Origin of the sequence: Pseudolactococcus reticulitermitis (genome assembly GCF_002260845.1) — a bacterium.
Taxonomy (GTDB): domain Bacteria; phylum Bacillota; class Bacilli; order Lactobacillales; family Streptococcaceae; genus Pseudolactococcus; species Pseudolactococcus reticulitermitis.
In genome coordinates this window covers 63,287-89,493 of record NZ_BEDT01000002.1, presented here as the reverse complement: position 1 = coordinate 89,493, position 26,207 = coordinate 63,287, and the positions used below count along the sequence as shown (strand labels likewise).

The 26,207-nt window shown below is 41.7% G+C and carries 32 protein-coding genes, 1 tRNA gene and 1 other RNA gene; 8 read left to right on the top strand and 26 right to left on the bottom strand.

The annotated features are described in order from the left end of the window. Nucleotides 1-57: 57 nt before the first annotated feature. Nucleotides 58-720, bottom strand: a complete 663-nt coding sequence (cmk, locus tag RsY01_RS04255; RefSeq protein ID WP_094784321.1) for a (d)CMP kinase — start codon at nt 718-720, stop codon at nt 58-60. Continuing rightward, nucleotides 717-1,193: an SAG1386/EF1546 family surface-associated protein gene (locus tag RsY01_RS04250; RefSeq protein ID WP_094784320.1), complete on the bottom strand. Its 477-nt coding sequence runs from the start codon at nt 1,191-1,193 to the stop codon at nt 717-719. Before RsY01_RS04250 ends, cmk begins: the two co-directional genes overlap by 4 nt. Nucleotides 1,194-1,221: 28 nt before the next feature. Here RsY01_RS04250 and RsY01_RS04245 point away from each other — a divergent pair, with 28 nt between their 5' ends. Then, nucleotides 1,222-1,419 (top strand): ferredoxin, encoded by a 198-nt coding sequence (locus RsY01_RS04245; protein WP_094784666.1) that lies wholly within the window; start codon nt 1,222-1,224, stop codon nt 1,417-1,419. A 39-nt stretch (nt 1,420-1,458) separates the two neighbouring features. On the opposite strand, the gene RsY01_RS04240 is transcribed toward RsY01_RS04245, so the two are convergent. From RsY01_RS04240 to RsY01_RS04225, 4 genes are all read right to left on the bottom strand, one after another. After that, nucleotides 1,459-1,953, bottom strand: a complete 495-nt coding sequence (locus tag RsY01_RS04240) for an EbsA family protein (RefSeq protein WP_094784319.1) — start codon at nt 1,951-1,953, stop codon at nt 1,459-1,461. Between the two features lie 159 nt (nt 1,954-2,112). Then, a complete protein-coding gene (locus RsY01_RS04235) occupies nt 2,113-2,688 on the bottom strand; it encodes a TMEM175 family protein (protein ID WP_094784318.1) in 576 nt (191 codons plus the stop codon). A 50-nt stretch (nt 2,689-2,738) separates the two neighbouring features. Next, the gene (locus RsY01_RS04230) at nt 2,739-3,908 is read right to left on the bottom strand and encodes a DNA glycosylase AlkZ-like family protein (protein WP_094784317.1); all 1,170 of its coding nucleotides are present in this window, start codon (nt 3,906-3,908) and stop codon (nt 2,739-2,741) included. A gap of 19 nt (nt 3,909-3,927) precedes the next feature. Further along, the gene (locus tag RsY01_RS04225) at nt 3,928-4,824 is read right to left on the bottom strand and encodes a LysR family transcriptional regulator (RefSeq protein WP_094784316.1); all 897 of its coding nucleotides are present in this window, start codon (nt 4,822-4,824) and stop codon (nt 3,928-3,930) included. A 244-nt stretch (nt 4,825-5,068) separates the two neighbouring features. On the opposite strand from RsY01_RS04225, the gene RsY01_RS04220 reads away from it, so the two are divergent. The 6 genes from RsY01_RS04220 to RsY01_RS04195 all read left to right on the top strand — a co-directional run bounded on the left by RsY01_RS04220 (nt 5,069) and on the right by RsY01_RS04195 (nt 10,481). Further along, the gene (locus RsY01_RS04220; protein WP_094784315.1) at nt 5,069-6,058 is read left to right on the top strand and encodes a PTS sugar transporter subunit IIB; all 990 of its coding nucleotides are present in this window, start codon (nt 5,069-5,071) and stop codon (nt 6,056-6,058) included. Nucleotides 6,059-6,075: 17 nt separating this feature from the next. Next, complete coding sequence (locus tag RsY01_RS04215) at nt 6,076-6,882, top strand: PTS mannose/fructose/sorbose transporter subunit IIC (RefSeq protein WP_094784314.1); 807 nt, start codon at nt 6,076-6,078, stop codon at nt 6,880-6,882. A gap of 19 nt (nt 6,883-6,901) precedes the next feature. Continuing rightward, on the top strand, nt 6,902-7,813 hold the full coding sequence (locus RsY01_RS04210) for a PTS system mannose/fructose/sorbose family transporter subunit IID (protein ID WP_094784313.1): 912 nt from the start codon (nt 6,902-6,904) through the stop codon (nt 7,811-7,813). A 62-nt stretch (nt 7,814-7,875) separates the two neighbouring features. Further along, nucleotides 7,876-8,265, top strand: a complete 390-nt coding sequence (locus RsY01_RS04205; protein ID WP_094784312.1) for a DUF956 family protein — start codon at nt 7,876-7,878, stop codon at nt 8,263-8,265. A 228-nt stretch (nt 8,266-8,493) separates the two neighbouring features. After that, nucleotides 8,494-9,762, top strand: coding sequence for a serine--tRNA ligase (gene serS, locus RsY01_RS04200; RefSeq protein ID WP_094784311.1), 1,269 nt, complete (start codon nt 8,494-8,496; stop codon nt 9,760-9,762). Beyond that, entirely contained in the window at nt 9,759-10,481 is a 723-nt protein-coding gene (locus RsY01_RS04195) for a hypothetical protein (protein WP_094784310.1), read from the top strand. Before serS ends, RsY01_RS04195 begins: the two co-directional genes overlap by 4 nt. Nucleotides 10,482-10,518: 37 nt before the next feature. On the opposite strand, the gene RsY01_RS04190 is transcribed toward RsY01_RS04195, so the two are convergent. The 7 genes from RsY01_RS04190 to RsY01_RS04160 form a co-directional block, all read right to left on the bottom strand. Then, nucleotides 10,519-11,022: a GNAT family N-acetyltransferase gene (locus RsY01_RS04190; RefSeq protein ID WP_167373223.1), complete on the bottom strand. Its 504-nt coding sequence runs from the start codon at nt 11,020-11,022 to the stop codon at nt 10,519-10,521. Nucleotides 11,023-11,092: 70 nt separating this feature from the next. Next, nucleotides 11,093-11,800: a Bax inhibitor-1/YccA family protein gene (locus tag RsY01_RS04185; RefSeq protein WP_094784308.1), complete on the bottom strand. Its 708-nt coding sequence runs from the start codon at nt 11,798-11,800 to the stop codon at nt 11,093-11,095. A 48-nt stretch (nt 11,801-11,848) separates the two neighbouring features. Then, nucleotides 11,849-12,307, bottom strand: a complete 459-nt coding sequence (locus tag RsY01_RS04180; protein ID WP_094784307.1) for a hotdog family protein — start codon at nt 12,305-12,307, stop codon at nt 11,849-11,851. Beyond that, a complete protein-coding gene (locus tag RsY01_RS04175; protein WP_094784306.1) occupies nt 12,307-12,813 on the bottom strand; it encodes an HD domain-containing protein in 507 nt (168 codons plus the stop codon). Before RsY01_RS04175 ends, RsY01_RS04180 begins: the two co-directional genes overlap by 1 nt. A 15-nt stretch (nt 12,814-12,828) precedes the next feature. Continuing rightward, a complete protein-coding gene (locus RsY01_RS04170; protein ID WP_094784305.1) occupies nt 12,829-13,764 on the bottom strand; it encodes a DHH family phosphoesterase in 936 nt (311 codons plus the stop codon). 18 nt (nt 13,765-13,782) lie between these two features. Next, a complete protein-coding gene (locus RsY01_RS04165; RefSeq protein WP_094784304.1) occupies nt 13,783-15,066 on the bottom strand; it encodes a DRTGG domain-containing protein in 1,284 nt (427 codons plus the stop codon). Between the two features lie 95 nt (nt 15,067-15,161). Continuing rightward, complete coding sequence (locus tag RsY01_RS04160) at nt 15,162-15,719, bottom strand: GNAT family N-acetyltransferase (protein WP_094784303.1); 558 nt, start codon at nt 15,717-15,719, stop codon at nt 15,162-15,164. 86 nt (nt 15,720-15,805) lie between these two features. On the opposite strand from RsY01_RS04160, the gene RsY01_RS04155 reads away from it, so the two are divergent. Next, a complete protein-coding gene (locus RsY01_RS04155; RefSeq protein ID WP_094784302.1) occupies nt 15,806-16,255 on the top strand; it encodes a DUF1694 domain-containing protein in 450 nt (149 codons plus the stop codon). 84 nt (nt 16,256-16,339) lie between these two features. Here RsY01_RS04155 and RsY01_RS04150 read toward each other — a convergent pair whose 3' ends face one another. The 13 genes from RsY01_RS04150 to RsY01_RS04090 form a co-directional block, all read right to left on the bottom strand. After that, nucleotides 16,340-16,882, bottom strand: a complete 543-nt coding sequence (locus RsY01_RS04150; protein ID WP_094784301.1) for a methylated-DNA--[protein]-cysteine S-methyltransferase — start codon at nt 16,880-16,882, stop codon at nt 16,340-16,342. 55 nt (nt 16,883-16,937) lie between these two features. After that, nucleotides 16,938-17,035, bottom strand: an RNA gene (gene ffs, locus RsY01_RS04145) — signal recognition particle sRNA small type. A 12-nt stretch (nt 17,036-17,047) separates the two neighbouring features. Further along, nucleotides 17,048-17,515 carry a tRNA adenosine(34) deaminase TadA gene (tadA, locus tag RsY01_RS04140; protein ID WP_094784665.1) on the bottom strand — a complete coding sequence of 156 codons (468 nt, stop codon included), beginning with the start codon at nt 17,513-17,515 and terminating at the stop codon, nt 17,048-17,050. Next, complete coding sequence (locus tag RsY01_RS04135) at nt 17,515-18,273, bottom strand: MBL fold metallo-hydrolase (protein WP_094784300.1); 759 nt, start codon at nt 18,271-18,273, stop codon at nt 17,515-17,517. The genes tadA and RsY01_RS04135 overlap by 1 nt, the downstream gene beginning before the upstream one ends. Nucleotides 18,274-18,390: 117 nt before the next feature. Continuing rightward, nucleotides 18,391-19,332 carry a hypothetical protein gene (locus RsY01_RS04130; RefSeq protein ID WP_094784299.1) on the bottom strand — a complete coding sequence of 314 codons (942 nt, stop codon included), beginning with the start codon at nt 19,330-19,332 and terminating at the stop codon, nt 18,391-18,393. A 174-nt stretch (nt 19,333-19,506) separates the two neighbouring features. Then, the gene (locus RsY01_RS04125) at nt 19,507-21,885 is read right to left on the bottom strand and encodes a homocysteine S-methyltransferase family protein (RefSeq protein WP_094784298.1); all 2,379 of its coding nucleotides are present in this window, start codon (nt 21,883-21,885) and stop codon (nt 19,507-19,509) included. Between the two features lie 225 nt (nt 21,886-22,110). Further along, the gene (locus RsY01_RS04120) at nt 22,111-22,608 is read right to left on the bottom strand and encodes an ECF transporter S component (protein ID WP_094784297.1); all 498 of its coding nucleotides are present in this window, start codon (nt 22,606-22,608) and stop codon (nt 22,111-22,113) included. Further along, nucleotides 22,605-23,291 (bottom strand): methionine synthase, encoded by a 687-nt coding sequence (locus tag RsY01_RS04115; RefSeq protein WP_094784296.1) that lies wholly within the window; start codon nt 23,289-23,291, stop codon nt 22,605-22,607. The genes RsY01_RS04120 and RsY01_RS04115 overlap by 4 nt, the downstream gene beginning before the upstream one ends. A gap of 152 nt (nt 23,292-23,443) precedes the next feature. Next, nucleotides 23,444-23,517: transfer RNA gene (locus RsY01_RS04110), tRNA-Arg, on the bottom strand. Nucleotides 23,518-23,582: 65 nt separating this feature from the next. After that, nucleotides 23,583-24,782: an LCP family protein gene (locus RsY01_RS04105; RefSeq protein ID WP_238594942.1), complete on the bottom strand. Its 1,200-nt coding sequence runs from the start codon at nt 24,780-24,782 to the stop codon at nt 23,583-23,585. A 178-nt stretch (nt 24,783-24,960) separates the two neighbouring features. Then, nucleotides 24,961-25,476: a GNAT family N-acetyltransferase gene (locus tag RsY01_RS04100; RefSeq protein ID WP_094784294.1), complete on the bottom strand. Its 516-nt coding sequence runs from the start codon at nt 25,474-25,476 to the stop codon at nt 24,961-24,963. A gap of 31 nt (nt 25,477-25,507) precedes the next feature. Beyond that, the gene (tsaE, locus tag RsY01_RS04095) at nt 25,508-25,930 is read right to left on the bottom strand and encodes a tRNA (adenosine(37)-N6)-threonylcarbamoyltransferase complex ATPase subunit type 1 TsaE (RefSeq protein ID WP_167373222.1); all 423 of its coding nucleotides are present in this window, start codon (nt 25,928-25,930) and stop codon (nt 25,508-25,510) included. A 42-nt stretch (nt 25,931-25,972) separates the two neighbouring features. Next, nucleotides 25,973-26,203: a DUF3165 family protein gene (locus RsY01_RS04090; RefSeq protein ID WP_094784292.1), complete on the bottom strand. Its 231-nt coding sequence runs from the start codon at nt 26,201-26,203 to the stop codon at nt 25,973-25,975. Nucleotides 26,204-26,207: the final 4 nt, after the last annotated feature.

Here is a 26,207-nt window from a genome sequence, read left to right as displayed (position 1 = left end):
TCCCTTATTTTATCAAATTTCCAGCTAAATGTAAAAAAAAACTGAAATTAATCAGAATTATTTAATAAAACTTTCAATTTTAGCAACTACTACTGCGATACCCATGCCTGTTGTATCAATTAAAATCGCATCGTCAGCCTGTTTAAGCGGGCTAACTTTCCGTGTTGAATCCTTGCGATCACGCTCAGCAATCTCAAACTTCAATTGCGCGAAATCCGTTTCAATCCCTTTAGCTAAATTCTCCTTATAACGGCGTTCTGCCCGTTCTTCGACAGAAGCCACTAAAAAGATTTTAAGCTCAGCATCAGGTAAAACAACTGTCCCAATGTCTCGACCGTCCATAACAATCCCGCCATGACCTGCAATCTCACGCTGGGCATCAACCAGATAGGCACGAATTTCAGGAATGGCTGAAATTTTAGAAACCGCATTGGTCACATCATTTTGACGAATGGCATGGGTCACATCCACTTCACCGACATAGACCAGCTGACCTTCTGACGACGTGCCAAATGAAATCGGATTTTCTTTTAAAATGGCAATGATTTGCGCGACATCGTCATCTAAATCGTTTGATAGCGCAACATAAGTTGCCGCACGGTACATGGCACCCGTATCCAGATAGATAATATCCAGATCTTTAGCAATCATTTTAGCAACGGTTGATTTGCCGCTAGAAGCTGGGCCATCAATGGCAATTCTAATCTCTTTTAAATTCATTTTAACTTAATGACATCTCCTGGGTTTGCATACCAATTCTCAACGGTCATCCCGTTTGCCTTGGCAATTGTTTGAGCATCGCCACCTGTTCGGGCAGCGATTTGATACAGACCTTCGCCAGCTTCAACCGTCGTCGTCTCGCCAACTACAGCTGAACTTGACTCAGACGTTTCAGGCTCCGAAGATTTCTCTTCTGTTGCTGAACTCGATTGGCTAGCTGGTGTTGATTGAGCAACACTAGATTTACTCGTATAAAAACTCGATGAAATCTTAGTATTATCGACAAGTCGATTATTCCAAACAATAATCACCACAATGCCACCAATAATCATAAACAAAAGGACAACTAAAAAAGTTAAAAAATTGGTAGAAGCCTCATTTTTTTTAGATGACCGTTTAGGCGGCATATCACCACGCGATTCCTGCATGGCACCATAAACTTCATTGTTCCATGGTTCATTTTTTTTAGTCATGATGTCCTTTCTCTGTTATACTAGTCATATGAGAATTCAAATACTTCCTGAGCAGTGCATTGCTTGTGGCCTCTGCCACACTTATAATCCGATTTTTAACTATGATATCGATGGTTTAGTTCGTTTTGATACGGGCGATACCGAACTTGACATCACGTCTGACGCTAGTCTTGTTCAAGCGGCTAAAGAATGCCCAACTAGAGCCATCGTCGTCAAAGCCTATTAATTATCATTGCACAGCTAGCCTGTGCTTTTTTGATACATTTTAAATTTGGCTGAGTTTACTTTTTTTGTCGTTAGAATAGCTGTCAAAATAATGGTCAATATGACCGATTAATTCAACCTCTCCTTGAAAATATGAATTTGTTGTCAACGTATCCACAAAATATTTTTTAGGCCATTTTCTCATATAGAAAATCTTACCTTTAACATTGTGATTGGTATAAATAATAATCGCACGTTTACTGATTTTTATTTTAGAGATACTTGAAATCACGGTCTTCCCAGCATAGCCTGGTACCAAACCTCTTGACAGCAATAAATCTTTATCATCCGAAATTTCAAAATAGCGTTGAAACCCTATCCAGACTAACACGATAAAAATAATAAAAAGGATAAAAGATGATTTTGAAATTTTGGTATTTTCATATAATAAAGCCAAGCTAATGAAAATAGGTGCAATGGACAAGCACCAGTAAGTTATCGTGATTGACAACTCGGGTTGCCAATGATAACGTAATTTACCGAATATTTTAATCATGTACCTAACACCCTCTCTTTATTAAAGTACTTATATCAAGTTTATCATATTTTCTGAAATAAAACATTAAAAATGGTGTCAGAATGTCCTGTTTTTCAAAAAATCAGCCGCAACATATGGGGTGTTTTTCTTTTTTATACCTCACAATCCTGTCAAGCCTTACTTGTTTTTAATCTTTTCAATTCGTTTGTCCGGCACAACCCAAAGGAGAAAAGAAACAACGTTGATCAGCAAGCCACCAATTGGGATAAAGAAAGCGACTATCAAAGCCAACAAGTTTAATAACAATGTCCGATAAGATTTACGATAATCTCCCAAAATTTTCGTCACACACGCATTGTGGGCATTAACTTTCACTAAGTTTTTAATCATGCATAACCAAGTTAAGTTAGCGAATAAAAACAAAGCAGCAAAAAGAATTTCTGGATCATGCGCCCAAATATTATCCCCCAACCAGCTAGTCGTAAATGGCAAAAGCGTGATTAAAAAGATAAACGCATTATTCCACCAAAGCGTTTGACCACTGACTTTATCAATGATTTGAAAAATATGATGATGATTACTCCAGTAAATCACCAAAAAGATAAAACTAATGACATAAGCTGGGAAAATATCTTTCAGAACAATCAAGTCTGCAAAGGTAGACCCATGAACGTGTGGAAACTCCAAGACTAAAATTGTCATGACGATGGCAATAACAGCGTCTGTAAAGGCTTCTGTTCTACTTTTTTTCATTATATTATTCCTACTTTTCTTGTTAATTTTTATTTCTAAATATAAGAGTGCTATTTTCTCGGTAGCAAAGCATTATAACGTTGAACTTCCGTCGCAATCAGCCTTTCAATTTCAGGTGTTTGATAGCTTTCCGACTCGAACCAAATCTTGCTGATTTGCAAAGTATTCTGACGTGTCTTATCTCGGTCTGGTTCAAATCGAGCTATCAATTTATCTCCTAAAAGAATAGGCAAAACATAATAGCCATATTGGCGTAATTTTTCTGGCTTATACACTTCCCAAACATATTCAAAATCAAAGAGTTCTTTAACAAATTTCCGATCCCAAATCAAATTATCCAGTGGCGCAATAAATTTGACCTGATTGGTTTTGATTGGCGTCTCTTTGACCGCTAGTAATCGCTGATAATTGTCCTGCGTCAGGTACAGCGATTCTGTCATATCTGTCACCTGAATTTTAACGACTTTTCCCTGATCGACAAACCGCGCGATAACGGCTTTACGCTCTTTCATCATTCGCCCTAGCCAGCCCGCACCAGACTTCAGCCAATAAGCCCCTAAGCCAGACAACCTCCGATAGATAAACCAGTCCAAAAAGTCTGTTTCTGAGTCAAATGTCGGTAAATTGGTCAAGCCCTTGGCTTGTTCATAGTGCTTATACAGTTTACGCCGTCCTTGTCTCCCAGCAATCACTGCTAGGCCTTGACACCAAAGCTGGTAAAGAACAGCATTACCTAAATTTGAACTTCCCCAGCTACTATCAGCAAGTTGCCCAAGCTTCAAATCCTGAGGGGAAATCGGCTCAGAACTCTTCTGTAAAATCTCCGTCACATCAGCCAAGTAGTCCAACGCCATCTCATGGTTTCGATAACTCAAAGTCCTGAGATGCGCTTCAGCCCTTTTTTCACGGGCAAAGGCAAAGCGTCCCCATTCATCGCGTGAAAACAGACAGGCCTCCTTATCAAAGCCTTCTATCAAAAGCTCATCTTCATAGAGCAACTCAGCCAACATCTGAGGCGAATACTCTGAAAACCGACTGGCTAAAATAATATCAATGTTTGTCCCGATGATATTCAGCGGGTCTTGCTGCAGACTCGTCACGTGCCTGATATACGTTAAAAGACCCGTTTTTCCAGCGCCATAGGCATCTAACCGATCTAGCCCAAAATGGTGAATCAGATAGCGCCGAATGTCTTGTTTTGAAAAAATTGTCTCAGGCATTTTGCCCCTCCCTAAATGGTTAAACCTTAGCTTTCAGTTCTTTCAAAAAGCGTTGCCCGAGTTCTGATAACAGACCTTTCTTGTGACAAATATAGCCAATCTCGATTTGCTCATCCACTTGCAGCGGCACGCTGACGATGTCATCGCCATTCAAATCGCTGTTTAAAATCCCCGTGGAAATGGTGTAGCCGTCGAGCCCAATCAGCAAATTAAAGAGGGTCGCACGGTCAGATACAACGATCGATTTATCATGTCTCGCCGTCGACAAAATCTCCTCAGAAAAGTAAAAGGAATTGCGCTCCCCTTGCTCATAGCTCAGATAGGGAAAGGCTGCCATTTCGTCAATCGTGACCGACGTTTGATTAGCTAGCGGATGGTGCTTAGAGATAAAAACGTGCGGGACCGTCTGAAATAGCGGGGTAAACTCAAGATTGTTATCCAAGAATAGTTTAGTCAGGACATCCCGATTAAAATCGTTGAGGTATAAAACGCCGATTTCTGAGCGAAAATCGCGCACATCAGCAATCACTTCATGCGTCCGTGTCTCCCGCAAAATCAGCTCATAGTTTCGCATATCATTTTCCCGCAAAATGCTGGCAAAACTTTCGACAACGAAGGCATAATGTTGTGCGGAGACAGCAAACAGCTCCTTTTTCTCATGCTTATATTTATAGCGTTCTTCCAAAAGCTCTGTTTGCTCTACAATTTGTCTCGCGTAAGATAAAAACTCAGCACCATCTGATGTCAAGGTAATGCCACGAGTGGAACGCGTGAAAATTTTAATTCCCATTTCTTCTTCTAATTCTCTTACCGCATTTGAAAGTGACGGCTGTGTCACAAATAAATGTTTTGACGCCTCATTCATCGAGCCTGTCTCAACGATTTTGATGATATATTTTAATTGTTGGATTCTCATGGTGATTGCCTACTCAGATTCTAATTTTTATTTATAGGTATAGTTTATAACATTTTTAGCAATATACCTAGAGAAAACAGCTTATTTTTTATCAGAGTATTTTTCCAAGTTTGTAAATAGTCTGTCATAATACAATATGATGACATGGAAAACGGTTGCAAATATAGCTTGACAAACCATTCAGGATAAGTGCATAATAGAGTGTAATATTTTTTTACAATTATTCATAAGGAGGAACTCAAATTTGAGTATCGGAATCGTAATTGCGAGCCACGGCGAATTTGCCGAAGGTATCCATCAATCAGGTTCAATGATTTTCGGTGAGCAAGAAAAAGTCCAAACGGTCACTTTCATGCCTAGCGAAGGTCCTGATGACTTGCGTGCTAAAATCGACGCAGCCATCGCAACATTTGACGCTGATGATGAGATTTTGGTGCTTGCGGATTTATGGAGTGGTTCACCATTTAACCAAGCAAGTGCTGTTCTGGGCGAAAATCCAGATCGCAACATCGCTATTATTACAGGTTTGAATTTACCCATGTTAATTCAAGCCTACACTGAACGGATGATGGATGCTGATGCCGGCGTAGAAAAAGTCGTTGCTAACATCCTCAAAGAAGCAAAAGATGGTATCCGTGTGTTACCTGAAACGCTTCAACCTGAAGAAACAGTCGCAACTGCACCAACTGAAAAAGCAGCAACTTCTGCTATTCCTGAAGGCACTGTCATCGGTGATGGTAAGATTAAAATCAATCTTGCTCGCATTGATACACGTTTACTGCACGGTCAAGTCGCTACGGCTTGGACACCAGCTTCTAAAGCAGACCGTATCATTGTTGTTTCTGACGCTGTTGCCAAAGATGATTTGCGTAAACAACTCATCGGTCAAGCTGCGCCAAACGGCGTGAAAGCTAATGTTATCCCAATCGCTAAAATGATTGAGATTGCCAAAGATCCACGTTTTGGTAACACACACGCTTTATTACTTTTTGAAAACCCAGAAGATGTTTTAACAGCGGTTGAAGGTGGCGTTCCTATCGACACAGTCAACGTTGGCTCAATGGCGCATTCAACTGGTAAAACGATGGTTAACAAAGTGTTATCAATGGATAAAGAAGATGTTGAAACCTTTGAAAAACTACGTGATTTGGGAGTCGAATTTGATGTCCGTAAAGTACCAAATGACTCTAAAGCTAATTTGTTCGATTTGATCAAAAAAGCTAACGTTCAGTAAAACGAAAGGAATTAAACATGTCTATTATCTCTATTATTTTGGTTCTGATCATTGCTTTCCTCGCAGGTCTTGATGGGATTCTTGATCAGTTCCAATTTCACCAACCTATTATTTCTTGTACATTGATCGGTCTTGTGACTGGTCACTTGACAGCTGGTATTATCCTTGGTGGTACAATTCAAATGATGGCACTTGGTTGGGCGAATATCGGAGCTGCTGTTGCACCCGATGCTGCCCTTGCCGGTGTTGCTGCTGCCATTATCATGGTACAATCTGGTAACTTCGATACTAAAGGTATCACAGTTGCCTTCTCAACAGCTATCCCGCTTTCAGTTGCTGGTCTTTTCTTAACAATGATCGTTCGGACGATTTCTGTCGGTTTGGTTCACGGTGCTGATGCTGAAGCTAAAAAAGGTAACTTTGCTGGTCTTCAACGCTTCCATTTTGCCGCACTTCTATTACAAGGTATTCGGATTGTTGTCCCTGCTTTGGCCCTTATTTTGGTGCCAACTCAAGCCGTTCAAGATGCGCTTGAAGCAATGCCTGCCTGGTTGACTGATGGTATGGCTATCGGTGGTGGTATGGTTGTTGCCGTAGGTTACGCCATGGTTATCAACATGATGGCATCACGTGAAGTTTGGCCTTTCTTTGCCATTGGTTTTGCACTTGCCGCAGTTAGCGATTTGACACTTATCGCCCTTGGTGCAATTGGTGTTGCACTTGCCCTCGTCTATATCAACCTTTCTAAAATGGGTGGTAACGGCGGCACTGGTGGTGGTTCTGGTAGTACAGATCCTATCGGCGACATCTTAAATGACTATTAGAAAGGACGACAAGATTATTATGAGTGAAAAAATTAAACTTTCAAAAAATGACCGTTTAGCCGTTGCTTGGCGTTCTACTTTCCTTCAAGGTTCTTGGAACTATGAACGGATGCAAAACTTAGGTTGGGCTTTCTCTTTGATCCCAGCCATCAAAAAACTTTACACAAGTAAAGAAGACCGCTCTGCTGCTTTGACACGCCACATGGAGTTCTTCAATACGCACCCTTACGTTGCTAGCCCAATCATGGGTGTCACACTTGCCCTTGAGGAAGAACGTGCGAATGGTGCCGCAATTGATGATGTTGCCATTCAAGGGGTTAAAGTTGGTATGATGGGGCCTCTTGCCGGTATCGGTGACCCTGTCTTCTGGTTTACTGTTCGTCCTATCTTAGGTGCGATCGGTGCCTCACTTGCTTTGAGCGGTAACGTTATTGGACCAATTCTTTTCTTCGTCCTTTGGAACGTGATTCGTTGGGCATTTATCTGGTACACACAAGAATTCGGTTACAAAGCTGGGTCTTCAATTACCTCTGACTTGTCTGGTGGTTTGTTGCAAGACATCACTAAAGGTGCGTCAATCTTGGGGATGTTTATCCTTGCCGTTCTCGTAGAACGTTGGGTCTCTATCAAGTTTGCCCTTCAAGTTTCTAAAGTTAAACTCTCTGAAGGTGCTTTCATCGAATGGGATAAACTCCCTAAAGGTAACAAAGGTATCCAAGAAGCCTTCCAAAAAGTTGGCGAAGGACTTTCTCAAACACCTGATAAAGTCACAACTTTACAACAAAACTTGGATGGTTTGATTCCAGGTCTTGCTGGGTTGCTCTTAACATTCTTCTGTATGTGGTTACTTAAGAAAAAAGTTTCACCAATCGTTATCATCATTGGCCTCTTCATCTTTGGTGTTGTGATGCACGTACTCGGTGTAATGTAAGAAATTTGAAAAGCTTGTCATTTATGACAGGCTTTTTTTGTGAAAAATGATATACTATAACTATGGTACAATCACTGAATACAAAAACTTCTGCCCCTTTTCAAGCTATCGCCTATGTTGGCATTGGTAGCGTTTATGGTAAGCTCCTCATTGGCGATAAAGCATTTGAGTTTTTTAACGATGCCAATGTTGCTGATACCATTCAAATACCCTGGGAAACCATTCACCATGTCGAGGGTATCGTCACGCGCCAAAATAAAATCAGTCGTCAATTCATCATTGTGTTAAATAGACAAGGCAACAGCAAACGACAAAACCATGTGCGTTTTTCTTCTAAAGACGCTGGTAAAGTCCTGAAACTGATTCGGGAACATATCGGTAATGACAAGGTGGTTAAAGCACCGACACTCATGAGTAAAGTCAAAAAATTATTGACTAAAAGAAAAAGTTGATTATTATAGCCTATCTTGCTATAATTGTCTTAGCGGATAAGTAAGATGAATCATTGGTTTAGAAAGGTTGCGGTTGATGCAAGCAACTCCTTGATGCGTCTGAAATTCTACCGCCTTTCATTAACTAAAATAAAAAAATGAGATGCTTTCAAGCAAGACAGGTGGAACCGTGTTGAAAAACGCCCTGTCACTTTTGAAGGCATCTTTTTCATTCCTTGGAGGATAACTATGTTAGACATTAAACAAATTCGCAACCAATTTGACGAGGTAGAGGCCAAACTCAAAACACGTGGTGTGGCATCTGAAAAACTCTATGAATTACGTGATTTCGATGCGAAAAGACGTGAGTTAATCATTGAAACGGAAAATCTCAAAAAACAACGTAACGAGGCGTCTGAGGCCATTGGCCTTGCCAAACGTAACAAGGAAGATGCTAGCACTGCCATCGCGCAAATGCAGGAAGTGGCAAGCCATATCAAGGCGCTTGACTCAGAACTCGCTTTCTTCGATGAAAAAGTGACAGGTATTCTCGAAACATTGCCCAATATCCCTGCTGCTGATGTGCCTGTCGGCGCCGATGAAGATGATAATGTCGAAGTCAAACGGGTCGGTGAGGTGCCAAACTTTGACTTTGAGCCACAAGCTCACTGGGATTTGGGCGAAAAATTAGGCATTTTAGACTGGGAACGTGGTGCCAAAGTCACGGGTTCACGCTTCTTGTTCTACAAAGGTTTGGGCGCCCGTCTTGAACGCGCCCTCTACAACTTCATGCTGGACGAACATGCCAAAGAAGGCTACACTGAGATGATTACCCCTTATATGGTTAATCATGAGTCAATGTACGGCACGGGTCAATATCCGAAATTTAAGGAAGATACCTTTGAGTTGGCTGATAGTGATTTTGTCCTCATTCCGACTGCGGAAGTGCCCTTGACTAACTACTATCGCAATGAAATTATCGACGGTAGCGACTTACCGATTTATTTCACAGCTATGAGCCCGTCATTTCGTTCTGAGGCGGGTTCAGCTGGTCGTGACACTCGTGGTCTCATCCGCTTGCACCAATTCCATAAAGTCGAAATGGTTAAGTTTTCTAAGCCAGAAACCTCTTACCAAGAACTCGAAAAAATGGTCGAAAATGCCGGTAACATTCTTGAAAAATTAGGCTTGGCTTATCGGGTTGTCGCCTTGTCAACTGGCGATATGGGCTTCTCTGCGGCTAAAACCTATGACTTGGAAGTTTGGATTCCATCACAACAGACTTATCGTGAAATTTCTTCTTGTTCTAATACGGAAGACTTCCAAGCGCGCCGTGCGCAAATTCGTTATCGTGATGAAGCTGGTAAAACGCAACTTCTCCATACTTTAAATGGTTCTGGTTTAGCGGTCGGTCGTACAGTTGCGGCTTTGCTTGAAAACTATCAAAACGCTGACGGATCTGTTACCATTCCTGAAGTCCTCCGCCCTTATCTTGGTGGCGTTGATGTGATTAAATGATGATGGCAAGTTTTGAAGATAAGCGTTTAACCGTGACCTTTCCCGAGCATTTGGGGCAACTGGATGTGCTTGATTTAACAGCCTTGGTTGCAGACACCTCTAAAGCCACGTTCTATTTTAAAGGGTCAAATCTAGTGACTCAAAAAACCAAAGCTGATCGTGTCCTCGTTTTTAGCTTGCCTGTAGACATTGATCCGATTTATTTCAAAAAACATCTCATGGCTCAAAAAGTACCCAGTCATCAGACCAAAGTTTTAACGGCTTATCTGGCACAGCTTGCGCCTTATTTAGACCTGCTAGGCTATCAATTCAAGATGACACCCCAAACACCTGAGACGCCTCCTAAAAGCTCAGGTAAAGCCCAGTATCGTTTTTCAAAGGCAATTGCTGACATCCCTTTTTATGTCGATTACGATGGCGCTAAAGCTGAGGTCTATTGGCTGAAACGTAACGATATGGTTATCAAAAAAGGCGCTGTCCTCAAACAAGACATGCCCCTCAATCAAGATGGCTCTATTGGCTTTGCACAGAAATTTGCCATGACCTTACGGCAAGAACACGCTGAGGCGATTGGCACGGATTTTGTGACAACAGCTGATATTCATCTGAAATCGGTTAATGAAGTCGGTCATTTGCTTTATTTCGCAGGAACTAACTCTTGGCTGGTGCTTAAAGATCAAAACGGTCAAACCCTTTCCAGCCATACGGTTGTTAAATAAAATAAAAAACTGTCAATTTCGGCAGTTTTTTCATATGCTAGTCAGATAAAGTTTTAGTCATCCAATAATCATTGAGGACAAAATCTCCTAAAGGCGTATCAATTGCTTTATCGATGTCAAAACCATAATGCTGATAGACGGCAATAGCACGCGCGTTATAACGATTGACATGTAAATGTAACTTATCCTTGCTTTCTTGCCGTGCGATGTCCTCAAGCCGATTAAAGGCTTGTCGCGATAATCCCTGTCCTCGATAGCTGGCTAATAAATAGACTTTACTGATAAACAATTGATTTTCTTGAAGTTCATAAGCTAAATAGCCGACTGCCTCTTCATCTAAGCTGATGATTTCATACTGAACACCGTCATCGATTTCTCTTTTGATTTGCTCGATTGACTGGTAGGTTTCTAGCATATAGGCGACTTGGGCTGCGCCAATCACCGGCGTAAAGACTTCTGGCCAGATCATTTGGATCAACTCTGATAATTTTTCCAGCGCTTTTGTCGTCTCTACTTTTTGATAGGTTAATCCCTCGCTCAATTTCTTCCCCATTTTCTAAATCAAAATGACCGTAAAACAAAAAATCATCTCTCGGATGATTTTTTTGAACTTAATCTTTGCTGCCACCAATCCCGAAAATTCTCAAAATGGAGATGAACAGGTTGATAAAGTCCAAGTAAAGGCTCAAGGCCATGCTCACTGCCCAGCCATCGGTCACGTTACCGTTGTTTTGGTGGTAAAGCGTTTCAATTCTTTGATTATCCCAAGCAATCAAGCCTGAAAAGACGATGACTGAAAGAATTGAAATCATGAAATCCATACCTGAAGAGCCGACAAAGAGGTTCACGACGCTGGCAATGATAATCCCTATCAAGGCTGCAAACATCGCTTTCCCCATACCAGACAAATCACGTTTGGTCGTTTTACCAAAGATTGAGAGAGCAAAGAACATACCTGCTGTAATCGCAAAAGCAATGGCAATGCTACTGAGTTCAAAGTAAGCTAAGGTAAACGTCAAGGTGAAGCCATTTAATGCTGAAAAAGCAATGAAAGCGGGTAGCGCCATTGGTGAATTTTTTCTAGCCATTGGGGCAAGTGCAACGACTAACACCATTTCTAAAATCCATAAGACGAATAAAAGCCAAGTATTGCCTGTTAAAATCGCTGAGATACTATCAGCAAACATCGTCAACGTAATAAAGGCCACAACAGCACTGACGGCAATCCCCATGCCAACCAGCGCATAGATCCGCGCGAAGAAATCAGCAAGTGAAAACTTGCCTGTATGTTGATTTGTTTCAAAAATTTGATTATCCATAATCTCCTCCTTTTAGAACTCCATATGACTACCAACACTAGAGTTCAACTACTCTGATACAACAAACTCTTCTAAAGGCGGTTGCACCAAGACAATAGCGTCTGCCACCCGTTCCTCATCACGCATAATCTCAATATTAATCGTGACCAAATCTTTGTTGGTATCAATTTTGATGATTTCAAAATTAAAACTCAACAAATCATTTCGAAAGATTTTTTCAATGAGGTTAAGATTAACATTGACAACATGACTACCAGGACCTGGCAGATGTTTGTTGATGGTCGAGGTAATGATGCCAAAAATCAGAGCAGTTGGCACCACTGGTTTAGTCAAACCAAGTTCCTTAATATAATCATACTGCGAATAGAGCGGATTGTCATCGTTCGTAAGACCGAGATAGAGCAAAATTTCACGATTTTTAATCGTTTCAGACAGACTAAAGGTCTCACCCTCCACTAATTCATCAATCGTTTTACCTATTTTGATGTCTTGATTTTGCAATTTCATTAACTTAATTTTTCTTTCTTGAACAGTTTATGATGTTTCCATTTCATCTTCATCAACTGCGTCCATTCTTTGATGGCGACGTAATCATCAACAAAAGTCACGACAAAACTTTCTTTATAGCGTGGTGGTGCAATGGTTGCCCCCCACATATGTTTGATGATGATGTCTTTTTCTAATTTCGAAATTGTCGTCAGTTTTTGAGCGTTTTGATAAGCAATTCTTGGATGCACATAGGCATGACTGCCTTCGGGAAACTTGGTTTCACGCCAGTCGTAATAAAAGAGGTCATGTAACAGCCCTGCACGAGCCGTTGCTTTTTTGTTCCAACCCAATTTTTTAGAAATTTTGTAAGACGTGTAGCTGACATTCAAAGAATGGAGCAAGCGCGTCGAAATGTAGTGATGTGTAAACTCATTTAATTTTTGAACTTCTGGTGTCTCTAAGAGCCCACCGACATAGGACATATACTCAGCATCATACAGCCATGGAAAATCTTTTTTATTCATAAAACAATTATACCACTATTTCTGAAAAGCAACTAAATTATTTCTTAATTCTTGAAAAATGTCATCGTTTTCTTGTGCCGAATAACTATTGGCACCACTGGCGAGCGGGTGACCACCACCGGCGTGTTGTTTGGCAATGGCATTAATCGGTGCGACTTTCGAGCGCATTCTGACACGAAAATGTCCGTCTGTTTGCTCAACAAAAATGGCCCAGGTTTGAATTTCTTTAATTTTCCCTGGTGCTGAAACAATCGCAGACGTTTCTGAATCTGAGATACCATGTGCCTGCATCAAGGCTTGCGTGATAAAAATGCGGGCCACACCTTCTGGTGAAATCTCAAGATGTTCATAGACATAGCCCTGCAGTCTCGCAATTTTCATGTCAAAGCTGTCCATTTCACGCATGAGACCTGCTCTATCAAAATCGTGCTCTGCTAATTTTGCAGCGGTATAGAGCGTTTGAGGTGTCGTGGCAGGATAGAGAAAACGACCTGTATCACCAACAATCCCTGCGTATAGCACTCTGGCTGCCTCGTCAGACAGTGCCAAGTCATTGTCAAAGGCAAAATTGGCAATGATTTCTGATGCTGAGCTGGCTGTCGTATCAACTGCTAGCAAATCACCATAGGCATCATCATTGGGGTGATGGTCGATTTTAATCAAGCAATCCCCTGTCTGATAGCGCGCATCGTCAATCCGGGGTGTATTCGCCGTATCCGTCACGATGACGAGTTTTCCTTTGAAAGTTTCATCTGGGAGCTGATCCATTTTCCCGATAAAAGCTAGGCTAGGCTCATCAAAGCCGACTGCTGAAACGGTCTTATCTGGAAAATTCGTCCGCAAGATATCCCGTAAACCTAGCTGACTGCCCAGCGCATCTGGATCGGGATTTTTATGCCGATGAATGACAATCTCATCATAGGCTTTGATTTTATCTAAAATGTCATGCATATCTGTAGCTTCCTTTTTCTAGTTAATTTGTAGGGTGACTAAACTCTTACTGATAATCTGGTAATCCAGATAGACTTCAAAATCAATCGTCGCGCCAAGTCTCGTCTCGCTGATAATCTTGGGATAAACTTCCAGCTCATCGTCAATGGCGACAGCACCCATGAAATAAATGCTCATTGATTCGATGATAATATTTTTATTTTTGGTTTTAGTCATGACGCGATCGGTAATATTACTGATAATCTCAGCCATCATCCCATTGGCAATGTTACCGACATTATTCATCATGAATGGCTCAACGGTAAAAGTATAGTAGGATTGCACTTCTTTGACAGCGCGCGCCACATCATCCGTCAAGGTGTGTGAAAACTGGCTTTGTTCAGACGACTCCTGCATACTCCGAAGCATGTCTGACTTACTGATAATCCCTGCATAAGTACTATCGCTATTGACCACGGGCATCATGTCGTAACCATCAAAAATCATCTTTTGACTGGTTGAGGCAACTGTCATCTCAAACTTAGCCAGTTTGGGATTGCGGGTCATGACCTTATCAATCGTTGTACTATTTTTCTTGCCCGTCACATCGCGCATACTCACAACACCAACGACTAACTTATGTTGATTGATGACGGCAAATCTGGAACCATTAGTTTTCTTGACTAAATCCAGATAGTCTTTAACGGTCGACACTTCATAAAGCGTGGGTGCCTGACTCTGATAGACATCTGCTACCGTTGCGATTTCTTTTTTGATTAATTCATTAGACAGCGCACGGTTGATTCGGCTGGCGACGGTAAAGGTATCAAAATCTGTTCGCAGGACAGGGATGGCGTGAGCGTTCGCATAGTCTAACACTTGCGGCTCAATCTCAACACCCCCTGTAATCAACACCGCATTGCCTTCATGGAGGGCAAGAATTTGAATGTCCGTGCGGTCACCGACAATCACCAGCCCCCCACGCGTGAGGTATTTGAGAATATTTTCCTTGGTCATGGCAGCAATGGCGAATTTGCTAAAAGCCTGAGTTAGCCCTGCTTCACCCGCCATCACTTCTGCACTGGCAATTTTGGCAATCTCGCCAAAGGTCAGCGTTTCAATCACGCGCTGTTCTTGCGTCGCAATTCGCGTTGTGCCTGAGCGATCATTGATGGAAACAAGACCGCGCGCCTGCGCTTCCTTAATCGCCCGATAAGCTGTACCGTCAGAGACCTTGAGCCGATTGGCAAGACCACGAACACTGACCTTCTTGCCTATTTCCAAATCATCGATATAGTCTAGTAATTCTTGATGTTTACTCATGTTCTACCTGATAAACCTTTCTATGTACACATTTAAGTCAATAAAGCAAACATTTTTGGCTATTTTCCGTCACTTCTTCGTTGACAAAAAATATCTCAAAAATTTTGTTTACTTTTTTGACTTAAACGAGTATAACGTTTAAAATTTCTCAAAATTTTGGTATAAGGATTGAGCGCTTTATAGTTTTCTTGTAAAATAAAACCTGACTTTTCGGCGACCTTACACGAACCAATATTTTCTGCATCAACGACGATAGCCAACTGACATAGACCAAATTCTGTCAAGCTGATTTCTGCAAGCGTTCTAACAGCCTCCGTCATTAAGCCTTGTCCCCAATATTTTTGGTTTAGTGTATAGCCAATTTCTGCCGTTCTTGCTTTTTCATCTAATTTGACAAAGGTAACCGTTCCAATCATAGCAGCCTCTGACTTGAGTTCAATCGCCCATTTTCCCAAGGGCTCTTTCATAAATAAAGTCGCAATCGTCAAGCGTGTTTCCGCTAGATTATGATGTGCAGGAAAAACGTAAACCAAATTATCCGGTTTACTCGCGTAGTCAAACATATCTTCGGCATCCGTCATCGACAGGGGCCGCAACACTAACCGCGGCGTTTCAATGATGTTGAAAGTCGCTAATTTTTCATAGATACTCATGACTGTATTATAACATTAATATCTCATGAGTGGTATAGAAAAAATGTTTTTGAATGAAACCGGTTTATTTGTGGTAAAATAACAGTATGACGAATTTAGAAAATAGGCTTGATCGCGCCTCAAGCGGTGAATATCGACTAAATCCCGATGAACAAAAATTGTACCTGAACACTTTTCGTGAGCGTATTTTTCTTGCGATTACTTTTACTGACGCGAAATCTACACAAGTCAAAGACAAATTTGGACAAATTTTAAATCATTTTGACACAGCAGAACCGCCAATTTTTGTTAAAATTTGTGGTGAATTGCCTGATGACTTGACTGGCTATTATCTGAAATTAGCCACTGACCATCATTTTGAGGGACAGATTTTAACTGAGCCTGCTTCTGATCACTATGGCATCGTCATTCATACCGACCATGCGCTTAATCTTGACAAGATTGGCTTGTCTGATGTTTTTCCTGATTTGGTGCCGAAGGAATCACCTGCACTTCCACCTCAGAAAAAGGGATTTTTCGCTAAACTTTTTGGTTAAATCTTAAAAAACTAATCGTTTTATGGACTTAAAACCCACAGAAAATCAATAGCTTTTCTGTGGGTTCTTTTTTTGTTAGTCGTGTTAATTCCTGCTAATGCCATGTTTCGGCATGTACAAATTTGTCATATCGACTGCTTCTAAAGTTAGCAACTTGACTTTAGTCGTGAGACCACCAGCGTAGCCAGTCAGACTGCCATCACTGCCGACGACACGGTGGCAGGGGATGATAATCGAAATCGGATTATGGCCGACAGCACCCCCGACGGCTTGGCTGGACATGCTTGCTCTACCCATCTCTGCTGCGATTTTCTCAGCAAGCTCGCCATAGGTCATGACTTGACCATAAGGAATTTTGTGTAACAATCGCCAAACAGTCTGTCTAAACTCGCTACCAATAGGTGCTAAAGGAATAGATGTTACCGACGGTTGCTCACCTGAAAAGTAACGGTCTAACCACTTTTTAGTTGCCTCAAATACTGGCAAGCAATCATTCGCCACCCATTCCTCAGGAAAATTGTCAGCAAAATATTTTTGATTTTCTAACCATAGACCGATGAGACTTTCACCATCACTAGCCAAAGTTAAGTGACCTACCGGCGAGTTGTACGTTGTTTGACTATACATGAGCTGCCCTTCTTTCATCTTCAACATAAATCTGAGTAAACAGACTTAATTAAAATCACGGTATAAAAATAAGGCACATAGGAACGCTACTTAGGGCTGCTTGCTTCCGCACCTGACCCACTTCATAGCATTACTATTGCCTCATTTACAATTATAGCATAAAATTTATTTTTTGCGGCGATTTTTGAAAAAATTTTGCATCATTTGCGCACATTCTGCTTCTAAAATGCCTGATTCAACATGGAGGCGGTGATTAAGCCGCGGATCCTCTAAGATTTGGTACAGAGAGACAGCTCCACCAAATTTAGGGTTGGTTGCACCGAAATAAACCTGTGGCAAACGAGCAAGCGAAATCGCCCCCGAACACATGACACAGGGCTCAATCGTCACAAATAAGGCACAGTCAAGCAAGCGCCAATTCCCCACAACATCATTTGCCAGATCAATGGCACAAATTTCAGCGTGGTGTGTCGCTTTTTGATGGAGCTCACGTGCATTATAAGACCGTGCAATAATTTCACCATCCTTAACAATCACTGCACCAATCGGGACTTCCTCATGATCTGCAGCTTTTTGCGCTTCTATCAAGGCTTGGCGCATGAAATATGCTTTTTCTTCTGGTGTAAAATCTATCAAAATGTATTAAAGTCCCAAGTCTGATGTGGCGTCGCAAGCTCCGTTGGCACACCTTGTGCTTCGTCTGCTGCTTCTTGTCTCAATTGTTCCAAATCCCCAAACTGCGGCAAATGCGTCAGGACTAATTTTTTAACCTTTGCCTCACGCGCAATCCGTCCGGCTTCTAGGCTTGACAAATGATTGGGCATGTTTGATTTGTCTGAGAAAAAGTACACATCCGCTAGTAACATATCAGCAGCCTTTGAAAAGTCAACTAGACCATTGAACCAGCCCGTATCGCCCGTGAAAACGAGGGTCTGACCTGTTTTACGCTCTGTAATCCGCATGGCGTAACAGATGATTGGATGCACTGTTTTGGTAAAGGTAATATCGAATGGTCCGATTTTCTGAACACCAGTGACATCATAAGCAATGCCTTCAGAGACGCCGTCTAGCGTGAGATTTTGGAACTCGTGGGTATCTTCGTTATGCCCATAGATTTTGAGGATGGCGCCATCCCAATCTGGATCTGTCTTCGGCCAAAGCTGACGATACTGGCGCAAAACACCCAAATCTGCGATGTGGTCTTGATGGTAATGGCTGACAATTACCGCATCGATACAGAGTGGCGAGATTTCATGCTCTAACTCTGTCACGGCGCGACTGCCCGCATCAATCATGAGATTGAAACCAGAATTACTGGTTAAGAGATAAGCGGTCGTTCCAGCATCCTTGTAAGGATAGCCTCCCCACACACCCAAAGCTGTTAATTTCATATCATTCCTTTCATCTATAACAATCTTACCTTTATTTTAACATAAATGATTTTACTTTACTGAACCTATTCCTAAAAACCACCGCCTATTAGAGATAAGCGATGGTTTCATTTTCTATCAATTAGCTTGAACACTATTTGAAATTAGTCCTGTCAATTCTTCAGTAGTTTTGATCAGATTGCCTTTAGCGGGGATTTTTACCGTTACTTTACCATTAGAATAAGTGGTTTTATAAGAGATTTGCCCATCAAGACCATAACCCTCTACTTCTTTACCAGTAAATTTCACGACAACATTCGATGTTTTATTTTTACTATCTGTTGTGATACTTAATGCCTTAATGACTTTAGGTAACTCTTTATCAAAATCTTTATCTTTTAGAAGGTCATCAAATGACTCTTTCGATTTTTCAGGTAAAGCAGACAGATAAGTTTTGATAAATTTTGCAAGTTGATCACCAGACAAAGTCATCGTAATGGCTGAACCATCTTTGCTAAAATCTGTTTTATCTAAAGAATTATAGGCCTTATCCAAGGCTTTTTTAGCATCTTTAACATCTAGGGAAGAAACAGCCTCTGTCTCTTTCGCATTTTCTTCAGAAATAGCGGTAAGATCTAAGTATTTCCCTTTGATTTTCGTCATATCTAATCCCATGCTAGCAACACCAGCACCAGAAGATTGGAGGTACATATCAAGTACCGGTTTTAGCGTTTCGAGTTTAACATAAGCATCCGTATCTTTTGTCACAACTTCCAAGGGAATCTCTTGTCCTGCAAGGGAGACGTCCATAGTGACCTGAGCATTTTTGCCATCCGTCATTGATTTCCCTGAAAACTCAACACTTGATAAATAACCATTAATAATCGGGACATAAGATTTTGCATCCCCACTCGCAATGACTTTTAAATTATCCATTTTTAAATTAAACTTTTGTGTGGAAGCTTTCGCTAATTCAGCATTATCTTTGATAAATTGCGCTTTATTATCCGTCCCACAAGCTGTCAATGCAACTGCGCTGACGACCAAAGCAGCCACCATTCCTAATTTCTTAAACTTCATCCTAATTCCTCCAAATATTTTTTTATTTCCTATCCAGTATACCATGAAACGCTTACATTTCATAATATTTTGTCATTTTTGGGGTAGATGGTAAGAGACGACTTTTCATCGCTAGCTTTTTAAGCCAGATAAGAGAAAACACCTCTGGCTAGGTATCAGTGATGATTATCCGTCTTACTTAAAAAATGTCTGAGCGATTTCAACACTCACCATGGCATCTTTGGCATAATAGTCAGCACCGACAAATTCACGGTATTCTTCATTGAGGACTGCCCCACCGACCATAAAGACAGTGTCTGGTGCAACAGCTTTAACGGCAGTAATCGTTTTTTTCATATTTTGCACTGTTGTCGTCATCAAGGCTGATAGACCAACCAATTTAATCTTTTGCGTGACAACCGTCTCCACCACTGTCTCAATCGGCACATCTTTGCCAAGGTCAACGACAGCATAGCCATAGTTTTCCAGAATCATCTTCACGATATTTTTACCGATATCATGGATATCCCCTTCGACCGTCGCAAGTAAAAGTTTGCCTAGAGATGCTGATTGTTGACCTGATTTTGCAAGTGCTACTTTCAAGACTTCTTGTGCTTGTTGCGTCGCCTCAGCAGACTGCATGAGCTGTGGTAAAAATAGCTCGCCTTTTTCAAATTGAGCACCGACAACATCCAAAGCAGGAATAAAATAGGCGTTGACGATTTCAAGCGGTGTCAGTGTTTCCAGCATTTTTCTCGTTTCATCAGCTGTCAACTCCTTACGACCTTTGATAATCATCCCTTTCAAATCTAGGGTGTCATCAGTCGGTGCTTGATTGCCACTCCCATTGGACGCCGTGACGGCGATTGTTGCATTTTGAGCTTTCGCGATATACTCTGCCGAGTTGCTATCTTGTCCCGTGAACACCTTGAGCGAGCGCACCACGCGCATCATATCATCTGACAAAGGGTTCATAATCGGCGCATCAAGTCCTGCGCCAAAGGCTTGCGCCAGAAACGTGCCATTGAGTAAATCACGATTTGGCAAGCCAAAGGAAATGTTGGACAAGCCGACAACCGTTTTACAGCCCAAACGTTCTTTGACTAGGCGAATGGTATCCAATGTGACAAGCACTTGGTCTTGCTGGGCAGAGGCTGTCAAGACCAGGGGATCAATCATCACACGGTCGGGTGTAATGCCATATTTCCCAGCTTCATGGACGATTTTTTCAGCGATTTGATAGCGCTTTTCAGCCGTTTCAGGAATGCCTGTCTCATCTAGACAGAGGCCTAGAACAACCCCGCCGTATTTCGCCACGATTGGCAAAATCTTAGCCAGACTAGACGGTTTGCCATTGACTGAATTAACCAGAGGAACACCATTATAATGACGCGCACCAGCTTCAAGCGCTGCCACTTCTGACGAATCAATCTGTAAGGGCAGGTCAAGCAAAGACTGCAACTCGACAATCGTTTTAACCATCATCTGAGCCTCATCAATCTCGGGTAGGCCAACATTGACATCCAAAATATCAGCGCCAGCATCACGCTGGGCAACTGCTTCTTGAATAAGGTAGCCGATATTATTTTGACGCAGGGCTGCTTTCAGGCGCGGTTTACCTGTTGGATTGATTCTCTCACCGATAAGCGTCAAGCCCTTACCAATTTCTAGCGTTTTAAGTCCTGAAGTGATAAAAGTGCCTGATTTTGGCTCTGGATAAACTTTTTCCGTTTGATCGATGAGCGAGCGTAATTGGCGGATAAATTCTGGTGTTGTCCCACAACATCCCCCGACGACCGCCACACCTTGCGCCAACAGTTTTTGCGTATAGGCGACATAAGTTTCAGGTGTGATTTTGTAAACCGTCTCGCCATTTGCCATCTGTGGTAGACCCGCATTAGCCTGCACCATGACTGGCATTTGTGCATACTCTAAAATTTTATCGACAATCGGTGCTAATTCTTTTGGTCCCAGTGAACAGTTGACTCCGAGCACATCCACACCCAGATTTTGCAGGGTCAAAGTTGCAGTTTGCGGGTCAACCCCGACAAAGGTTCGACCATCTTCCTGATAAGTCATGGTGACAAAGACGGGCAATTTCGTATTTTCTTTAACCGCTAAAACTGCGATTTTAGCCTCCAACAAATCGGCTACCGTCTCGATGATAACTAAATCTGCCCCAGCTTGCTCCGCGATGATTGCCTGATGTTTGAACATCTCATAAGCTGCCTCAAAAGACAAAGTACCCATAGGTTGCAGAAGTTGGCCTGTCGGTCCCATGTCATAGGCGACATATTTTGGCGCAGCTTGTTTAGCCAGAGCAACCGCTGCACGAATCGTCTCTGCCACCCCATCTGCCGTCATTTTCGTCGTATTCGCCTGAAAGGTATTGGTCGTGATAACATCCGCCCCTGCCGCTACATAATCTCGATGAATTGCCGCAACAACCTCCGGATGCGTCAGATTAAAATGCTCAGGAATGCCACCAATCGGTAAGCCCCTGTTTTGAAGTTGCGTCCCCATTGCCCCGTCAAAAAGTAAAATTTGCGTTTTTAAAGCTGTTAAAATCGTCATATTAGGTCTTCCTTTATTTGAACTCCAAGCTCACTTCTTATCAACGCCTAAGTGATAAATCACTAAGGCACGTTGCCTTTAGCTTTTCCGTACGCTGCTAAAGCAGCAACTGCAATGCCATAGGAAAATAGATGATTTCTGAACCTGCGCAAGCGCAGAAAGTTCACCTACGACGAGTCATCGCAGGAGCACCATAAATCCCTAATTTTCTACAGAAGTTTGCGATTACGTCGCATCGCTTTCAGTATCATGTTTTAAAATATTTTTGAAAATGGTCACTAAAATTGGGAAAAAGAGTGCCGTTGACACGGCATGTGCCAGGTCAAACGTCAAGCCACTGAGCCAAAAGGGTAAGATCGGACTACCGAATAGTCGAGCAGAAAAAATCGAGATAAGCACCCCATACAGCATGGTCAAACCGAAAATCACTAACGTTCGTAGAAAAATCGGTTTAATCCATTTAAAGACGAGTGCCCCCAGACTCAAAATCAAGGCATAGCTGATCATCTGTCCCAAAATAATCACTGAGAATCCCATCAAAAAGCCAGTCACAACCATCGTTAAACTACTGACAATGATGGCGTCAGCTAAACCGTAAGCCAAGATAAGGACAAAAAACAGGGCTGCAATTGGTTTAACATTTGGAAAAGCACCAAAAACAAGCCGAAGCACACAGGCAAGTGCGGTTAATATGGCAAGACGCGTTAATCTTTTCGTCATCATAAGGCTGTATCCATCACATTAAAATTGCCATTTCTAACCATCTCAACTGTCAGATTTTGAGGTGGCTTGCGTCTAGGTCGCGCTAGTTTTTCGTCCTCAAATAAGCCAAGAATAGCTGTGACTGATTTTCTAGGCACCATTAAATTGGTCTCTGTCAAGGTTAATCCCAGTTGTCGATCAGCTTCCAAAGTTTTTAAAAATTGAGGCTGAACGTCTAGAGACAGGTCACCATAACCTGGCGAAAATCTGCGATTTAGTACTTTATCTTTAAACTGAGCATCAATATCAACCTCTGCTAAATCACAGATTTTTTCAATATAATCCACACATGCCGCATCTAAGACAAGCGCCTTGGTCATCTCAGACAGTTCATAAAGCCTGACTTGACGTTCGACTTCAATCCCTAGCGTGGCTGCTAACAAAACGATTTGTTTCGCATGTTTCAGATGACTGTAAAGCTGTTTCGACTGGAACACCAAGTCAGTATTGGTTAAATGAATGGCTTGCTTACTCTCATCTAGGGTAAAATCATAGGCCTGATAAATATATCGGGCATTTGACACGTCCTGAACTGCCAGCATCATCTCATCCACCAGCGCCGAGATAGCCGCCGTTAATTCTTGTTTGCGCCTATAGCCCAGATAGCGCAAAACTTCTGATTTTTCTAAGGGTAGATACTGCATAGCGCCTCCTTTTTTCTCTTAGACTAATGATAGCATAGATTTCAGCGTTCGCCATATACTTAAACCTTTAATAAGGCTATAAGCTCTATTTATACCCCAAACTAACAAAAAAACTTCTCAGAATCTAAGAAGTTTTAAACTTTATCAATTAGTGATCCCAGCAGGATTCGAACCTGCGACCGTTCGCTTAGAAGGCGAATGCTCTATCCAGCTGAGCTATGAGACCAAATACAACTACTAAATTTTACCAAAATTCAGCAGTTTCGTCAAATACTGTTTAAAATGCATCTATCAATAAATGGGATTGCCATAAACATCATATTGTGTTTCTGAGGTTTGACTATCATAGGTCGTATCTGATGTCGCGGTAGTCTCAGATGTACTTGCTTCTGTGGCTTTTTCTGCGGAAGTCTCCTCGCCATCCGTCAGCAAGGTTTTCTCAGTTGTTTTGCCATTGACCGTTGTTGTGACTGTTGGCAATGTTACACTTGGCGCATAGCCACCATAATAATTTTCAAAGGTAATAATATTAGGTGACAGGCTTTTTTCGACTGGCTTGCCAAGCGATAAGCGCAAGGCATTTTGAACACTCAATAAGTTATCAGCTGGCATGACTTGGTAAGAAATCCCATCAATCATTTCACCTAGACCTTGCAATTTAATCGAGCGCATTTTTTTGAAAGCATCCTTGTAACCTAGCAAACTTTTCAAAGAATTAGCATTCACAGCAAAGTCTGTTTTCATATTGCCAGAAATGGCGGTCAAAATTTTCTCATACTTGGTGATGGAATCCAAGCTTAAAATTTTACCCATGATTTGCGTAATGACTTCACGCTGACGCGCTTGACGACCAATATCACCTTCTGGATCCTGATGGCGCATCCGGGCATAGACCAAGGCCTGGTCGCCATCGATATGTTGCTTACCGGGGGCAATGGTTGCGGTATAATCAGGCTCCGTTTCTTCAATTGAAATCGTTGCCCCTAGTTGATTATCTACTTCAATGCCGCCAACAGCGTCCACAAGGTCTTTCAAACCATTCATGTTAATCAGGGCATATTTATCAATATCTAAGCCAATTTGTTGCTGAATCGTTGAGACTGCAGACACAGCATCACCACTCGCATAGGCGGCATTTAGCTTGGCTGTCTCGACAACATCCCCATCTTTATCGATGATATTCGTCAACATATCCCGTTCCAAGGAAACCATGGTCGTCGTATTGGTCTGAGGGTTGATTGTCATGACAATCATCGTATCCGACTGACCTGACCACAAATCAGTCCGATCACCAGAACCAGTATCCACTCCCATCAGTAAGATAGTCAAAGGTTTAGTCGCCTTGATGATGTCATCTGATTTTTTACTCGAACTCAAGCCTAAATCAGAAAACGTTGATTTAAAAGCATTCTCTGTCCGATTTAACACAACGGTACCATAAGCAAAGATGAGGCCTGCAAACACTAAAATGACTGCTAAAAAACTTAGCAATAGTTTCTTCCAAAGTCTCATCTTTGGCTTGCCGTTTTTCTTTAGCTTTCTATTTTTAGTTCTTTTAGAGCCATGCTTGGCTTCTTCATTAATTCTCTGACTTCTTTTCATTATTCCATTTTACCAGAAAAACTAGATGCAAACCTGCATTCGTATAAAATGTTACAAACTTGTAACCTTAATCAAAAAATTTGACCATTTCTAATACATCGATGAGGGTACCAAATTCATCTCTTGCACCGAATTTTCGAGTTGATTCCATCTCAAAACCATGTTTTTGATAAAGATGAATGGCTCTGTCATTTCGTTTCTGAACTTGAAGTTCCAAGCGCTTGATGGCCCCAACTTCCTGAATAAAGTCCAACATATCCGTCATCAAAATATGACCGATACCATAGCCCTGGAAATCTTGGCTAACAGCGATAAATAAATCGCCGATATGGCGAATACGGTCATGAAAATCTGCTGTCAAACTAATAACACCAGCAATTTGATTGTCCACTAAGGCTAACAGATAGGCGTTATTATCTTTTTCAGCAATTTGTGCGAGGTATTCAGACATTTGGGCTTCCGTCAGCAAGATACCTGCTTCATCGAGGGTTAAAAAATGTGATTCCTTACCGACTTGATTGAGGAAATCAATCAAGTTTTTGGCGTCTTGCGGTGCTGCTTCTCTTACGATAATTTCAGTCATATGGCTCCTTTAAGGGCGACAAGGTTTAAATCTAGGCTAAATAGCTGTCATAGTGACTGCCATGTGCGACTAGGGTCACTTCTCGTTCATCATCTTGGTAGTCAAAAATAATCTCCAGATACTCAGTCGGCAAATCTTGCGCTAAAAGATTCCCCCACTCAATCACAGTGACACCATTGCCAAATAAATAATCATCTAAATCAATCGAATCTGGATCATCGCCAATCCGATAGACATCCATATGATACAAGGGGAGGCGCCCCTCGTACTCCCGAACGATGGTGTAGGTCGGGCTTTTTATCATCTGATGAATGTCTAAACCGAGGGCGAGACCCTTGGTAAAGGTTGTTTTACCTGCGCCTAATTCACCGGTCAAGACGATAATATCTCCTGCTTGCAACTTTTTGCCTAAGGTTTCAGCAAACGCCAGCATTTGTTTTTCATTTACTTTCATAGGTTTATTATATCAAAAAAATCAGCCTCTCGACTGATTTTCTTATAACTGATTAATTTCACGAATACTTTCAATCATTAGCGTAACGCCAGCTAAGACGACGATACCTTGCAAAATGGTCGTTTTATTTTGGACAATGAGTGAAATGATAATCGTCACAGCTAAGACTGTCCCGATAATCGCAACAAAAATATTTAAACTTTTTTTGATATCATCAGGTGCCAAAAAGAGATAACACAAGACAAAGAGTGTTAATACGACTAAATAAAACATCTCA

Excerpts from the sequence above, each read along its gene's own strand:
- RsY01_RS04155 (WP_094784302.1), top strand. The coding sequence starts at position 15,806 with ATGACGAATTTAGAAAATAGGCTTGATCGCGCCTCAAGCGGTGAATAT.
- RsY01_RS04130 (WP_094784299.1), bottom strand. The coding sequence starts at position 19,332 with ATGAAGTTTAAGAAATTAGGAATGGTGGCTGCTTTGGTCGTCAGCGCA.
- RsY01_RS04125 (WP_094784298.1), bottom strand. The coding sequence starts at position 21,885 with ATGACGATTTTAACAGCTTTAAAAACGCAAATTTTACTTTTTGACGGG.
- RsY01_RS04210 (WP_094784313.1), top strand. The coding sequence starts at position 6,902 with ATGAGTGAAAAAATTAAACTTTCAAAAAATGACCGTTTAGCCGTTGCT.
- tsaE (WP_167373222.1), bottom strand. The coding sequence starts at position 25,930 with ATGAAAGTAAATGAAAAACAAATGCTGGCGTTTGCTGAAACCTTAGGC.
- RsY01_RS04245 (WP_094784666.1), top strand. The coding sequence starts at position 1,222 with ATGAGAATTCAAATACTTCCTGAGCAGTGCATTGCTTGTGGCCTCTGC.
- serS (WP_094784311.1), top strand. The coding sequence starts at position 8,494 with ATGTTAGACATTAAACAAATTCGCAACCAATTTGACGAGGTAGAGGCC.
- RsY01_RS04235 (WP_094784318.1), bottom strand. The coding sequence starts at position 2,688 with ATGAAAAAAAGTAGAACAGAAGCCTTTACAGACGCTGTTATTGCCATC.
- RsY01_RS04170 (WP_094784305.1), bottom strand. The coding sequence starts at position 13,764 with ATGCATGACATTTTAGATAAAATCAAAGCCTATGATGAGATTGTCATT.
- RsY01_RS04185 (WP_094784308.1), bottom strand. The coding sequence starts at position 11,800 with ATGGATAATCAAATTTTTGAAACAAATCAACATACAGGCAAGTTTTCA.
- RsY01_RS04180 (WP_094784307.1), bottom strand. The coding sequence starts at position 12,307 with ATGAAATTGCAAAATCAAGACATCAAAATAGGTAAAACGATTGATGAA.
- RsY01_RS04100 (WP_094784294.1), bottom strand. The coding sequence starts at position 25,476 with ATGACTGAAATTATCGTAAGAGAAGCAGCACCGCAAGACGCCAAAAAC.
- RsY01_RS04160 (WP_094784303.1), bottom strand. The coding sequence starts at position 15,719 with ATGAGTATCTATGAAAAATTAGCGACTTTCAACATCATTGAAACGCCG.
- RsY01_RS04240 (WP_094784319.1), bottom strand. The coding sequence starts at position 1,953 with ATGATTAAAATATTCGGTAAATTACGTTATCATTGGCAACCCGAGTTG.
- RsY01_RS04195 (WP_094784310.1), top strand. The coding sequence starts at position 9,759 with ATGATGATGGCAAGTTTTGAAGATAAGCGTTTAACCGTGACCTTTCCC.
- RsY01_RS04250 (WP_094784320.1), bottom strand. The coding sequence starts at position 1,193 with ATGACTAAAAAAAATGAACCATGGAACAATGAAGTTTATGGTGCCATG.
- RsY01_RS04115 (WP_094784296.1), bottom strand. The coding sequence starts at position 23,291 with ATGCAGTATCTACCCTTAGAAAAATCAGAAGTTTTGCGCTATCTGGGC.
- RsY01_RS04150 (WP_094784301.1), bottom strand. The coding sequence starts at position 16,882 with ATGTATAGTCAAACAACGTACAACTCGCCGGTAGGTCACTTAACTTTG.
- RsY01_RS04165 (WP_094784304.1), bottom strand. The coding sequence starts at position 15,066 with ATGAGTAAACATCAAGAATTACTAGACTATATCGATGATTTGGAAATA.
- RsY01_RS04215 (WP_094784314.1), top strand. The coding sequence starts at position 6,076 with ATGTCTATTATCTCTATTATTTTGGTTCTGATCATTGCTTTCCTCGCA.
- cmk (WP_094784321.1), bottom strand. The coding sequence starts at position 720 with ATGAATTTAAAAGAGATTAGAATTGCCATTGATGGCCCAGCTTCTAGC.
- RsY01_RS04205 (WP_094784312.1), top strand. The coding sequence starts at position 7,876 with ATGGTACAATCACTGAATACAAAAACTTCTGCCCCTTTTCAAGCTATC.
- RsY01_RS04175 (WP_094784306.1), bottom strand. The coding sequence starts at position 12,813 with ATGAATAAAAAAGATTTTCCATGGCTGTATGATGCTGAGTATATGTCC.
- RsY01_RS04135 (WP_094784300.1), bottom strand. The coding sequence starts at position 18,273 with ATGAAATTAACAGCTTTGGGTGTGTGGGGAGGCTATCCTTACAAGGAT.
- RsY01_RS04090 (WP_094784292.1), bottom strand. The coding sequence starts at position 26,203 with ATGTTTTATTTAGTCGTATTAACACTCTTTGTCTTGTGTTATCTCTTT.
- RsY01_RS04230 (WP_094784317.1), bottom strand. The coding sequence starts at position 3,908 with ATGCCTGAGACAATTTTTTCAAAACAAGACATTCGGCGCTATCTGATT.
- RsY01_RS04120 (WP_094784297.1), bottom strand. The coding sequence starts at position 22,608 with ATGATGACGAAAAGATTAACGCGTCTTGCCATATTAACCGCACTTGCC.
- RsY01_RS04225 (WP_094784316.1), bottom strand. The coding sequence starts at position 4,824 with ATGAGAATCCAACAATTAAAATATATCATCAAAATCGTTGAGACAGGC.